Here is a 12,853-nt window from a genome sequence, read left to right as displayed (position 1 = left end):
GGATATTCCCAACTATCGGCTTAGTACGTTAACCCATTTCTGGGTAGCGTTTTCCAGTAACCCGTAAACCTCTTCAAAGGCCTCACGGCTTTTTTTGTACGGATCCGCAATTTCCTGTTGGTTAAGCCAGTGGCCCAGCAGCATGGTCTTCCCCCGCGCGGCCGGATCGATGCGGTTCACCTGCTCAACGTGGCGCTTCTCCATTACCAGAATCAGGTCAAAGTCACGGCACATGCTGGCCGTTAACTGCTGAGCCTCATGACCGTCCAGCGAAACGCCATGTTCAGCGGCGACGGCGCTGGCCGTCTTATCCGCCGGGTGGCCCTTCAGGGCGCCAAGACCGGCAGAAGCGATACGGGTATGCGGAAGTGCGCGTTTAAACAGACGCTCCCCGGTGGGGGAGCGGCAAATGTTGCCGACGCAGACGACTAACACTGACTTAATCATGGTAAAACCTTAGTCCGACCAGTTGCGGAAACGCAGCGCTGCGGAGCTTGCATCGTCGATACCCACGATGGTCGGCAGCAGTCCGGAAATCACGCGGTTCCAGCGGGTGATTGGTGTTGCGGTGACGTAGACAATGTCGTACGGCTCCAGTTGGAATTCGGTGCCCATCACCATCGACGCCGCATCTTTGGTGTTCAGCTGATAGATGTTGGCGATCTTGGTGCGGTTAGCACCGCGAATCGGACGAATGACGAATACGCCGGTGGCGTCAGAGGTGGTTTGATCCATGCCCTGTGCGTTACCCAGCGCTTCAGCCAGCGTCATGCCGCTGCGGTCCATCTTCAGCGTGGTCTGCTGTTTCACTTCGCCCATCACGAAGATCTTCAGATCGTCGTTACGCGGTACGTAAAGGATGTCGCCCGGATAGAGCAGATGGTTCTGGCTCAGGTCGCCGTTTTGCATCAGCGCCTGCAGCGAAATGCGCTGCTCGCGGCCGTTGTGCGTCAGCACCACGTTGCGCCAGTCGGCGTCGGCGGCAAGGCCACCCGCGGCGTTCACCGCATCCAGCACGGTCAGCGGCACGTTGGTGATCGGCTGCTGGCCGGAGGTGGTGACCGAACCAGTCACGTAGGCTTTCTGCGAACGGAACGCGGCCACATTGACATCCACCTGCGGACTTTCAATGAACTGCGCCAGACGACGCGCGATTTCACTGCGGATTTCCGTCACGGTGCGGCCTGCAACGCGCACTTTACCGATGTACGGATAGAAAATGGTACCGTCTGCCTGCACCCAGTTACCGGTGTCGCTGGCGCTACGGTACTGACCGGCCGGCGTGGTCAGCTCAGGGTGATCCCATACGGTGACGTTCAGTACGTCGCCGATGCCAACGCGGTATTGATAGCTCTGAATCTCGTTCTGCAGCAGCGGGTTAGCCTGAGCAACCAGCGGCTTCGGACGCATCTGTTCAACCAGACGCGGCGTCAGAGGGAAGACGTTAACGTATTTGTCGATGTCAAAATTGCTATCCTGTTGCTCAATGACATCTTTTCCGCTAGTGGAAAGGTGCGAACCTGGTTCGATGGTGCACCCGGAGAGGAAAGTCGCGGATACCAGTAACGGTATCAATTTAGTTTTCATTATCATCTGGTTCTTCGCTATCAGTTAATGATTGATAGAGGCGAAAACGCCGCTGTGTAAGCGTCTAACAAAAATAAAGGCAAGGAATTAAACACTGAAACTGAGGTTCATTATCATTAGCTCCCTGGTTTATGTTGTCATCCTGGTTGCAGACGACTTCAATTAAAGTGGGTTATCGTTAAGCGGCTTAATAACCCGCTCTGTTCGGGCTCGATAATGGCAGTTATCAGTTACAGACACTCCCAGCACCGGCAGTTATCAGGCGGGAACGTTATTTCGTCCCCTGCCCTTGCTGTCTATCAATAAGCGCCGTCGCGTTTGAGTACCACGCCGACCGTCTTAAACAGAATCGCGATGTCATTCCACAGCGACCAGTTTTTGACATACCACGAATCGAAATAGACGCGCGTCTCATAGTCAACGTCGTTACGACCGCTGACCTGCCACAATCCCGTCATGCCTGGCTTTGCCATCAGGTAATAATCAACATCACCGGCATAACGGCAGAGTTCATCTTCAATCACCGGGCGCGGGCCAACAAGGCTCATGTCACCGCGCACGACGTTCCACAGCTGCGGCAGCTCATCCAGGCTGGTTTTACGGATGAAATGACCGACTTTGGTAATACGTGGATCGTTTTTCAGTTTGAAATCTTTGTCCCACTCGGCACGGGCTACCGGGTCGGTGCGCAGCACCTCTTCCAGCACCTCTTTCGAGTTAATTACCATCGAGCGGAACTTCAGGCACTTGAACTTGCGGCCATTGAGACCCACACGTTCGTGACCGTAAATCGGTGGTCCGCCATCACGGCCAACCATGAAGCCGAGTACCAGCAGCGCAGGTGACAGCGCGATGATGATGCTGAGCGCGCCGACGATATCGAATGCCCGCTTCAGGACACGCGAGGTGCGTTTCGCCAGGTTGTTATTCACACGCAGAATCATCACTTCATGGCTGAAGATGTAAGCCATATCGGTGCCGTACAGCGGTACGCCGCGCAACGTCGGGATAACCGAGACCGAGCGACAGTTATGCATCGCCAGCATTTTCAGCCAGCGGTCGCGGTGCTGACTCTGCTCGAACTCAACCGCAACGATAAACTGGGTTTCGCTGTTGGTCAGTTGCCACAGCTCCTGCTCGTTATGCAGCACCGGTACACCGGAGATGCTAGCCTGCGGGCAGCTGCCATCGACGTCGAAGAAGGCGATCACATCAAAGCCCATCACCTCTTCGCTCTGCAGCGCCTGCCAGGCTTCCTGCGCGTTACGGTTGCTGCCAATAATAATGGTTTGCTTTTTCCACATACCGAAATGATTCAGCACGCGTTTGGAAATAGCGCGCGCCAGCGGAATCAGCACCAGCGCTAAAATCCACGTTAATACCCAGACAAAACGGGACATCTGCCATTGTGATAATGCTGAAATTGACAAATCGATGACAGAGAAAATGAGAATGGTACGAAAGATCTCTTTCAGCTCAAACCAGAAGGGTTTGCGATAGGTATAATGACGCAGGCGAACCCAGAACCAGCCTGTACAAATTAAGGACAGACAGACATGGGTGGCGATTTTTAAGTTGAGGTCTTTTTCAGAAATATCTGCCAGTGGAGAATCGGCGAACGAATTAATCAGCGCGAGTGCAATAAACAATGCCGCGTTGAAACAAATTAAATCCGAGCACGCCAGTAAAATTTTTGTCAGAAGACTTTTATATGTAAATTCATTATCGCGCATATTTGACTCTTTTATTTTATTTCCCTTAATCCCTAACGCCTAAGCCTGAGTAATTAATGAGCGATGCACTAACTAAACCAGCGAGACAAACTGCGGCGAACTCCCCGGCATTTAGGCCAATTCTCTTTCCAGTTAAGCAAGAAAATTGTGATAAATACCAACAGATTAGTCTGACTTCCTTTTGCCGCAAGGCCAGACAATTCTTAACCTGTGAAAACCACGTCAGGCACGCTACCGCCCTTGGCTGTCGCTGCCAATACCGCTTACAACACCCTATTTTTTGTCCGCGCTTTGTCGCCACGCCGGGAAATACCCGCCTTAACCCGTGCACGATCACAATTCACAACATTAAGAAGCTAAACAGCGCGCTATTAACAACATTGGCGCAGACATTTACTAACACGTTGCTATACTAGTTATTACTGGCTTGTTTACAAGTAGGCCCCGTCTTCCCTGCACTATTTTAGGAAAAAGACTACCAGCCATAAGTATTGATGCCAGCCCCGCCAGGCAATTTCACGCCAAATTTCAGAATAATTCGATACCCGTCTTCAGATTAGTCGCATTAAAAATGTACGCTTTTGCCGCTGGATAAGAATAAATAGTGGTCTTCATCCACACAGGATGTTTATCCATACTTTTCACTTATCGCCCGGCTGAACAAGGTAAGATTAATCCTAATAAGCCGCCAGCCCGCGACTTCCGCGCGGCCGGGGCGTATTTGTACCCTGTCTGACGATTAACTATCATCAGACTAAGCTCATTTTTAGACATTATGGTGATGAAAGTATGTGGGAGTGGATCATCGATCCGTCGCTCTGGGCAGGATTAGTCACGCTAATCGTTCTTGAGCTGGTGCTGGGTATTGATAACCTGGTTTTCATTGCCATCCTGGTGGAGAAGCTGCCGCCGACGCTGCGCGACCGCGCGCGGGTGTTCGGCCTGCTGCTGGCGCTGGTATCACGGCTGGTGCTGCTGGCGTCGCTGTCGTGGCTGGTTACGCTGACCCAACCGCTGTTCACCCTCTTCCAGCACAGCTTCAGCGCACGCGACCTGCTGCTGCTGGGCGGCGGTATCTTCCTGTTGTTTAAAGCCACCACCGAACTGAACGCCCGGCTGGAGGGCAGCGACGAGGAATCGGGTCAAAATAACAGCGGTGCTAAATTCTGGCCGGTGGTGGCGCAAATCGTGGTGCTGGACGCCATCTTTTCACTTGATGCCGTCATTACCGCCGTCGGTATGGTCAACGACCTGCCGGTGATGATGATCGCCGTGACCATCGCCATCCTGTTAATGCTGCTGGCCAGCAAGCCGCTGACGCGCTTCGTTAACGGCCATCCTACCATTGTGATTCTCTGCCTGAGCTTTCTGCTGATGATCGGCTTTAGTCTGGTGGCAGAGGGTTTCGGCTTCGTCATCCCCAAAGGCTATCTGTACGCGGCCATTGGCTTCTCGATTGTGATTGAGATCTTTAATCAGCTGGCGCTGTTTAATCGCCGCCGTTTTCTTACCGCCGGACGGCCGCTGCGCCAGCGCACCGCCGAAGCCGTGCTGCGCATTCTGCGCGGTGAAGCGCAGCGCGCCGATCTGGATGCCGACACGGCATCGCTGCTGAGCGATAACCAGGGCGCAGCGCTGTTTAACCGTCAGGAGCGGCGCATGATCATGCGCGTGCTGGGTCTGGGTCAGCGCCAAATCAACAGCATCATGACGTCACGCCATGACGTCGAGCATATTGATCTGAGCGAAGACCCGCAGTCGATCATGGATAAACTCGACCGCAACCAGCATACGCGCCTGCTAATCACCGAACAGGGACGCGAGCCGCTGGGCGTGGTGCATGTGATCGATCTGCTGCATCAGTCGCTGCACAGTAAATCGCTGGATTTGCGTGCGCTTATTCGCCAGCCGCTGGTGTTTCCCGAGCGCGTCACCCTGCTGCAGGCGCTGGAGCAGTTTCGCCATGCGCGCACCCATTTTGCCTTTGTGGTGGATGAGTTTGGTTCGGTAGAAGGCGTGGTGACGCTGAGCGACGTGATGGAGACTATCGCCGGCAACCTGCCCAATGAAGGGGAAGAGATTGATGCCCGTTACGATATTCAGCCTGCGGAACATGGCGGCTGGATCGCCAACGGCCATATGCCGCTGGAAGATTTAGCGCTGTATGTGGCGCTGCCGCTCGACGAGAGGCGCAATTACCATACGCTGGCGGGATTGCTGATGGATAGCCTGCAGCACGTGCCGGCCGAAGGTGAGGAGTTGCGCGTCGGGGATTATCTGCTGCGCACTCTGCAGGTGGAGAACCATCGGGTGCAAAAAGTCGAGATTGTGCCGGTCGCGCCCGCACCGTCTATTTAACCCGGTGCCGGGGCGTGATTTATTATGCGTGTCCGGCCACCAGTGTTGCGATTTGTAGCGGCGCGATTTATCGCGCAGGCCTGACATCCGCACCGTTGTACATTGCGCAATAAATTGCGCCGCTACCCGTCAGTGCAACACGGGGTAGCGGCGCGAATCATCTCGCGATGAACAATCCGATAACGTCGCCGTGGTCATTTTATTGCCGCGGTGCAGACTTCTGACTATCCAGCCACTGATTGAGGCGCGTTTTGGCTTCGCCCTGCAACTGCTGGCGCACCACGTCATCCACCGGCAGCGAATACTGCAGATTGCCCCAGCTGCCGTACATGCGCAGCGGAATCGGCTGGCCGTTGAGGACTTTCGCCAGCCGGTCGTCGCCGTGCCAGCCGCGCAGAATCATATTAATGGTGACATCCAGCTGCTGCTTCACCACATCCACGTTGCCGTGAGTTTGCAGCGCCAGCCGGCTACTGCCGCCCTGCAGATCCGGCAGCGTGACGTTGCCCTGCTTCAGGCTGATGCGACCGCTTAACTGTTCAATTCCCTGATCATCCGGCTGATCGTTACTGACGCGATTGCTGACGCGCGCCACGGCGCGGCGCACCATCTGCTGCAGATTCAGCTGCGCCAGCTGCAGATTAGTGGCTTCCAGTTCTGCATTGCCCTGCCAGTTCTGTTTCGCCTCCGCCACGCTCAGCCCGGCACCGCTGATGTCGCCCTTGAGCGAGACCGTGCCCTGCAGCGAAGCCGGCAGTTCCAGCGCTTTAAGCAGCGGCGCGATGGCAATGCTGCTCAGCTCCGGCTGAAACGCCACCTGCGTGACCGGCTGACGGATATCCACCGAGCCGGGAATGGAAAAGTGGCCGTCACCAAATTTGCCCTGCAGCTTGTTGAGCGTCAGCAGTCCGCGCTGATTGCGGGCGTCAATTTGCAGATTGCTGAGCGTCAGACCGCGCCACACGCTGCTGTCAGCGTCGAGCGTCAGCTGTAAATCCATGCTGTTGAGCGGCGAGTCGGCATTATTGTGCGCGCGCGGCTCAGCGATCACCGGCGTGCGCATCACGTTAGCCTGCTGCGTGGTGCTGTTATCGCTGGCGGGCGCGCTGGCCATCAGGTTATCCAGATTGAGCGAGGTCGCGTGCAGCGCGAGATTGAGCTGCTGCGGCAGGGCCAGCCGGCCCTCAGCGCTGCCGTCGAGGGCGCTGTCGTTCGCGGTTAACTGCAGCTTGTTCAGCGCAAACTGCTGCTGGTCGCCATCCCACTGCGCCTGCCCGCTCAGCGTCCCTTTAATGCCCTGCGGCGGCAGGTTCGCGCCGTCCAGCGTGTAATCCAGCTCATCCAGCTGGCCGCTGATACGGTGCGGATAGTGCGCCACGTCCATCTGCCCTTTCAGGTTCAGGCTGAGATTGCGCTGATTGCGCGACACGCGTGTCGCCAGCTCAACGCTGGCCTGCCGGTTATCGTCCTGATTCAGATTGAGGTTGAGATCGCGGAAGTTGTACTCGTCACCGCCCGGCTGCTGCCAGATGAGCAGGCTATCGGCAATGCGCAGTTTACTGATGTTAAAGGTCCAGCCATTGCTGGCGGCGATGGCCGGTTCACTGTCGCCCGGCTCAATCGGCGCGCCCTGCGGTTTCTGCACCGCGCTGTCCGGCGTAGCGCGAATAATCGCGTTTTTCAGCATCACCTGACTGACGCTCAGCTGATGCGACAGCAGCGGCCACAGATTGACGTCCAGACGCATATTATCGGCGGTCACCATCGGCTGGCTGGCGCCGGGCGCGGTCAGGCTCATGCGGCCCGCCAGAATGCTGAGCTGCGGCCAGACGTGCCAGCGCAGGTCGCCGCTCACTTCAAGCTGATAACCACTGCGCTGTTTTACCTGCTGTACCATATAGGTACGAAAGTCGTTGGGATTGACCAGCAACACCAGTGCCGTCATGCCCGCTACGACCACCACTAACAGGATGGCCAGCGTGGTTATCAGTCTTCTCATTGCATCCTCATCACCGTCAGATTCCGGGCCGCTGGCGCGAAATCACTCCAGGAGAAACGTTAGTCTTTATCAATACGGCTGGCGTCAGCGCCCTGCTGCCCGCGATATTTGGCGTCTTCGCGGCGATTGTAAGGACGCGCCGCCGGCCCGGACAGCGGTTCAAAGCTCAGTGCGCCAATCAGCATGCCGGGACGCAGCGCCAGTGGCAGCTTGCCGGAGTTGTAAAACTCCAGCACGATACGGCCCTGCCAGCCCGGGTCGATACGGTGCGCGGTAACGTGCACCATCAGCCCGAGGCGCGCCAGCGACGAACGGCCATCCAGCCAGCCCACCAGATCGTCGGGGATGGTGACGGATTCCAGCGTCACCGCCAGCGCCAGTTCACCCGGATGCAGAAAGAACGCTTCGCCTTCCGGCAGCACAATCTCGTCGCTCATCACGCGATCCAGCGCCGCGCTCACTTCATGCTTTGGACCACTCAAATCTATAAACGGTGCGGTGTGGCCGCTAAAGGTACGGAACTGGTTACCGAGGCGCACATCCACGGTGGCACCGTTGATGCGCTCAACCGGCGGACGGGGATCGATGGCCAGCTTGCCGCTGTCCAGCCAGCTTTCAATATCGCGATCGCATAATCTCATCGCAGAAACTCCATGATTTAAGTGTAGCGAAAGGTGGTCAGGTTGTGACAAACCGTTCGCGTCACGTCCATCCGGACGCACGGTGTCCCGTTCCGGTCCCGCTGAACCGGACGGGCGTCGTCAAAGATACTGGTTAATTTTGGCCTTGAGGATATCAATGGCGATGCGGTTTTTACCACCGCGCGGCACAATGATGTCGGCATACTGCTTGGAAGGCTCAATAAACTGCAGGAACATCGGGCGCACGGTCTTTTGGTACTGGCTCATCACCGAGTCCATCGAGCGCCCGCGCTCGTTGACGTCGCGCTTCATACGGCGCATCAGGCAGATATCCAGCGGGGTATCAACGAAGATCGAGAAGTTAAGCTCCTGGCGCAGCCGTGCATCGGTCAGCAGCAGAATCCCTTCCAGAATAATCACTTTCTTTGGCTTCAGGTGAATACACTCGTCGGTGCGGGTGTGCTCAACGTAGCTGTAAACCGGCAGGTCGATATCTTCGCCGGCCTTAAGTGCACGCAGATGCTGCAGCAGCAAATCGTGGTCCATCGCGCTCGGATGGTCGTAGTTGGTTTTCACCCTCTCTTCCATGGTGAGGTGGCTTTGATCTTTATAGTAGGCATCTTCGGGGATCACACCGATATGCTCGTCACCGACCTGGTCACGGATTTCACGATAGAGCGTGCTGGCAATAAGACTTTTTCCGGATGCGGATGCACCTGCAATGCCAACGATCACGCACTGATGAGACTTGTCAGTCATACTTTTTTAAGACCTGATAACTGGAGCCGGTTTCTGTCTGCACAAAAACAGGCCGATTGAGAGGGTTAGTTGGCGGCAATTATAGGGATTTCACCGGGTTGATGCCAGTGAAAACCGGCGCGCCGCCTTTTCAGACTATCCCGTTTTGCAGCCAGCGGCTTAATCGATACACTGTTTCTCTGCCCGCCGTGTGACTGGCGGGAGCCCGATAGTCGTTGCAAGGAAAAGTATGAGCTGGAGAACCCTGACCTATTTCGGCGACAGTATGTTGCTGATCCCCACTGCGGTGATCATCGCACTGGTGCTGCCGTGGAAAAGCGACAACCGTCGCACCGTCTGGTACTGGCTGCTGGCGTTTGGCCTGGCGGGCCTGCTGGTCAGCATCTCGAAGATTATGTTTCTCGGCTTCGGCATTGGCAGCGCGCGCTACAACTTCACCGGGTTCAGCGGTCATAGCGCGATGTCAGCGACGCTGTGGCCGGTGATGATGTGGCTGATTTCCGGCCGCTGGCCCACGTTCTGGCGCGCCCTGACCATCGGTATCGGCTATCTGATTCCGCTGATGGTGGGATTATCGCGCCTGGTGATCCATGCGCACTCGGTGAGTGAAGTGCTGGCCGGACTGATGCTGGGCTTTACCCTGAGCAGCGCGTTCCTGCTGAGCCAGCGCCGCACCGCGCTGAAGGGGTTTAGCGTGGTGCAGGTGGCAGTGGCATTTTTGATTCCGCTGTTGCTGATGGGCCACGGCCGCGTCGCCACCACCCAGCAGTTCCTCGAGCGTTTTTCCGCTGACCTCGCCGGGCTGGAAAAGCCCTTCACCCGCGCCGATTTGTTCCGCTGAGTGCGTTGCGCGGTAAAGGGTGTAAGGTCTGTCCAATACGTTTTGAACACGTTCCACAAATGATTGCACATACGGTAGCGGCGCAATTTATTGCGCGATAAATCGCGCCGCTACAAAATTGTGCAATTTGTCGTGTCCTTACCTGAATCGCTGCAGATCCAGCAGTCGCGATACTGCCAGCAGATTTCACCGGTTTTGTAGGGTGCGCATTTATGCGCACCTGGATGCAGGCCGCAAAAAAACATTTCCGCACAAAGATATCTGACAGATGTGCTAGCATGGATTAAGAGATTGACTGGCGCATTTTTCTTCGAGTAATCAATGCGCGCTGCTGGATTCGTGCATGACTCTTGAGATAGTAACCTCGCAGGATAATCCGCAAAAAAAGTGGCTCAGCGCCCTGCTGCTTTGCGCGCTGGCATTTTTACTGACGCTGTTCTGTCTGGAACTGATTGTCGTCAGCGGCCGCATTTCCCCGCTCTGGTACTCCACCGCGTTAATGACTGTCGTGGTGTTCCGCGCGCCCTCGCGACAGGTACCGCTGCTGCTGGCCAGCTGCGTGCTCGGCACGGCGCTGGCCAATCTGCTGGTGATCGGCCCGGCCCTGAGCAATGTCAAATTCGCCATCCTTAATATGGTGCAGGCCATCCTCGGCGGGCTGATGCTGCGCGCGCTGCTCGACCGCAAAGCCCCGCTCAACTCACTGGCCGACTGGATACGCTTTGCGCTGGCTGCGGGCCTGATCGCGCCGCTGCTGGGCGGCGTCGTGGCGCTATGGATGCTGCACGTTGACGGCCACGCCTCGTTGCCGTTTTTCTCCACATGGGTGATCTCCGAAGTGATTGGCGTGCTGGCCTTCGGTCCGGTGCTGCTGCTGTGGCCTGATAAACCGCTGCGCCAGCTGATCACGCCGGAACGTCAGCTGGAGACGCTGCTCACGCTGATGGTCACGCTGCTGGCCAGCTATCTGGCGCTGCGCTTCCTGCCGTGGCCGTTTACCTTTATCGTGGTGATTCTGTTCTGGTGCGCGGTGCGCCTGCCCAAATTCGAAGCCTTTCTGCTGTTTTTCCTTAACGCCAGCTTTATCTCGCTGCTGCTGGCGCTCGACTGGGTCAACCTGGCGCGCAACGATCTGCTGCTCGGCCAGGTCAGCACCTGGCTGCCGTTTCTGCTGGTGCTGCTGCCGAGCCACGTGATGTCGCTGGTGATGGATGCCTTTCAGCGTGAAAAGCACCACATCAGCGAAAGCGAAACCCGCTTCCGCAACGCCATGGAGTATTCCGCCATCGGCATGGCGCTGGTATCACCGGAAGGCGGCTGGCAGCAGGTCAACCAGTCGCTGTGCCGCACGCTGGGCTTCGCGGCGGAAGAGCTGAAAAAACTCACCTTCCAGCAGATCACCCATCCGGACGATCTCAACAGCGACCTGCAGCAGCTGGAGCGGCTGATCGCCGGTGAGATCCTGACCTATACCCTGGAAAAGCGCTATTTTCGTAAAGATGGCGAGATCGTCTGGGCGCGCCTCACGGTCTCGATGGTGCGTGATGCGCAGCTGCACCCGCTCTACTTTATCGCGCAGATTGTGGATATCTCCGAGCTGAAGCAGAGCGAGCAGGTCAACCAGCGACTGATGGAGCGCATCACGCTGGCCAACGAAGCGGGCGGCATCGGCGTGTGGGAGTGGAACCTGCTAAACGGCGAGATGTTATGGGACAAGCGCATGTACGAGTTATTTGCGCTGGAGCCACACCGGGTGCCGAGCTACGACCTGTGGCTGCATCTGGTCGATGTTCAGGAACGCGAAGCGGCCGCACTCACCATTCAGCAGGCGATTGAGCGCCGCAGCGCCTTCCAGCTGGAGTACCGCATCAATCTGCCGCAGGGCGTGCGCTACGTGCGCTCCGAGGCCAATAGCATCATCAGCAAGGATGGGCAGATCGAACGCATGCTGGGCATTTGTCAGGACATCACCTCGCTGCGCACGCTGAATGAAGCGCTGTTCCAGGAGAAGGAACGCATGGCCATCACCCTCGACTCGATCGGTGAAGCGGTGATTTGTACTGACGATGAGATGCGGGTGACCTTCATGAATCCGGTGGCCGAGACGCTGAGCGGCTGGCCGCAGGCGAAAGCGGCTGGCGTGGCGCTGAGCGAACTGCTGACGATTACGCGTGGCGCGCAGGGGCCGCGCGTGGAGAATCTGTTGCTGTGCAGCCTGCCCGCCAGCAAAACCACACCGGACCTGGAAGAAGAGCTGGTGTTGCATACCCCGGCTGGTGCCCAGGTCGAGATTCACTACAGCATCACGCCGCTGAAAACCCTGACCGGCAGCGACATTGGTGCCGTAATGGTCATTCATGACGTCAGCGAGTCGCGCCGCATGATGAAACGCCTGAGCTACAGCGCCTCCCACGATATGCTGACGCGTTTGCCGAACCGTCACAGCTTTGAACAGCAGCTGAAGCGACTGGTGAATGACGCCGCCGCGCATCACAGCGAGCACGTGCTGGTGTTTATCGATCTGGATAAGTTTAAAGCGGTCAACGATACCGCCGGCCATGCCGCTGGCGATGCGTTGCTGCGCGCACTGGCCGATCTCATGCAACAGCACCTGCGCAATAGCGATGTGCTGGCGCGCCTCGGCGGTGACGAATTTGGCCTGCTGCTGCCCTACAGCAATGTTGACCAGGTGCGCGAGGTGGTACAGAGCATCGTCAGCGCGGTGCATGACTTTACCTTTATGTGGCAGGACCGGCCGTATCATGTCGGTGCCAGCGCCGGTATCACGCAAATCGATCAGCATAACTGCATCAGCAATGTGGTGATGTCGCAGGCCGATGTCGCCTGTTATAGCGCCAAACACGCCGGGCGCGGCCAGTATCAGGTTTACCAGGAAGTTCAGGGATAAACTGCGGCGCTGCCCATTGCCAGCCCG

At 57.0% G+C, this 12,853-nt stretch carries 9 protein-coding genes; 3 read left to right on the top strand and 6 right to left on the bottom strand.

Annotated features, from left to right (window positions below; translation table 11 throughout):
* Positions 1-12: 12 nt before the first annotated feature.
* The 3 genes from C1N84_RS06935 to wbaP form a co-directional block, all read right to left on the bottom strand.
* Positions 13-447 (bottom strand): arsenate reductase/protein-tyrosine-phosphatase family protein, encoded by a 435-nt coding sequence (locus C1N84_RS06935; RefSeq protein ID WP_021509326.1) that lies wholly within the window; start codon positions 445-447, stop codon positions 13-15.
* Between the two features lie 9 nt (positions 448-456).
* Positions 457-1,587 carry a polysaccharide export protein gene (locus tag C1N84_RS06930; RefSeq protein ID WP_031280061.1) on the bottom strand — a complete coding sequence of 377 codons (1,131 nt, stop codon included), beginning with the start codon at positions 1,585-1,587 and terminating at the stop codon, positions 457-459.
* 299 nt (positions 1,588-1,886) lie between these two features.
* A complete protein-coding gene (gene wbaP, locus C1N84_RS06925) occupies positions 1,887-3,320 on the bottom strand; it encodes an undecaprenyl-phosphate galactose phosphotransferase WbaP (RefSeq protein ID WP_058757291.1) in 1,434 nt (477 codons plus the stop codon).
* A gap of 789 nt (positions 3,321-4,109) precedes the next feature.
* Here wbaP and C1N84_RS06920 point away from each other — a divergent pair.
* Positions 4,110-5,678 carry a TerC family protein gene (locus C1N84_RS06920; RefSeq protein WP_264442787.1) on the top strand — a complete coding sequence of 523 codons (1,569 nt, stop codon included), beginning with the start codon at positions 4,110-4,112 and terminating at the stop codon, positions 5,676-5,678.
* A 199-nt stretch (positions 5,679-5,877) separates the two neighbouring features.
* Here C1N84_RS06920 and asmA read toward each other — a convergent pair whose 3' ends face one another.
* The 3 genes from asmA to udk all read right to left on the bottom strand — a co-directional run bounded on the left by asmA (position 5,878) and on the right by udk (position 9,077).
* Positions 5,878-7,677 (bottom strand): outer membrane assembly protein AsmA, encoded by a 1,800-nt coding sequence (gene asmA, locus C1N84_RS06915; RefSeq protein WP_275028409.1) that lies wholly within the window; start codon positions 7,675-7,677, stop codon positions 5,878-5,880.
* Between the two features lie 59 nt (positions 7,678-7,736).
* Positions 7,737-8,318, bottom strand: a complete 582-nt coding sequence (gene dcd / locus C1N84_RS06910) for a dCTP deaminase (protein WP_021509321.1) — start codon at positions 8,316-8,318, stop codon at positions 7,737-7,739.
* A gap of 120 nt (positions 8,319-8,438) precedes the next feature.
* On the bottom strand, positions 8,439-9,077 hold the full coding sequence (gene udk, locus C1N84_RS06905) for a uridine kinase (RefSeq protein WP_010615887.1): 639 nt from the start codon (positions 9,075-9,077) through the stop codon (positions 8,439-8,441).
* Positions 9,078-9,306: 229 nt separating this feature from the next.
* Here udk and C1N84_RS06900 point away from each other — a divergent pair, with 229 nt between their 5' ends.
* Positions 9,307-9,918 (top strand): phosphatase PAP2 family protein, encoded by a 612-nt coding sequence (locus C1N84_RS06900; protein ID WP_021509320.1) that lies wholly within the window; start codon positions 9,307-9,309, stop codon positions 9,916-9,918.
* A 343-nt stretch (positions 9,919-10,261) separates the two neighbouring features.
* Positions 10,262-12,826, top strand: coding sequence for a diguanylate cyclase (locus C1N84_RS06895; protein WP_264442752.1), 2,565 nt, complete (start codon positions 10,262-10,264; stop codon positions 12,824-12,826).
* Positions 12,827-12,853: the final 27 nt, after the last annotated feature.

It is taken from the genome of Pantoea sp. SGAir0418 (assembly GCF_043529865.1).
Note: the sequence above shows the minus strand (reverse complement) of the source record. Positions and strands in the feature narration are given on the sequence as shown.

Coding starts and splice junctions, on each gene's coding strand:
- C1N84_RS06895 (WP_264442752.1), top strand. CDS start 10,262: ATGACTCTTGAGATAGTAACCTCGCAGGATAATCCGCAAAAAAAGTGG.
- asmA (WP_275028409.1), bottom strand. CDS start 7,677: ATGAGAAGACTGATAACCACGCTGGCCATCCTGTTAGTGGTGGTCGTA.
- C1N84_RS06935 (WP_021509326.1), bottom strand. CDS start 447: ATGATTAAGTCAGTGTTAGTCGTCTGCGTCGGCAACATTTGCCGCTCC.
- C1N84_RS06920 (WP_264442787.1), top strand. CDS start 4,110: ATGTGGGAGTGGATCATCGATCCGTCGCTCTGGGCAGGATTAGTCACG.
- C1N84_RS06930 (WP_031280061.1), bottom strand. CDS start 1,587: ATGAAAACTAAATTGATACCGTTACTGGTATCCGCGACTTTCCTCTCC.
- wbaP (WP_058757291.1), bottom strand. CDS start 3,320: ATGCGCGATAATGAATTTACATATAAAAGTCTTCTGACAAAAATTTTA.
- C1N84_RS06900 (WP_021509320.1), top strand. CDS start 9,307: ATGAGCTGGAGAACCCTGACCTATTTCGGCGACAGTATGTTGCTGATC.
- dcd (WP_021509321.1), bottom strand. CDS start 8,318: ATGAGATTATGCGATCGCGATATTGAAAGCTGGCTGGACAGCGGCAAG.
- udk (WP_010615887.1), bottom strand. CDS start 9,077: ATGACTGACAAGTCTCATCAGTGCGTGATCGTTGGCATTGCAGGTGCA.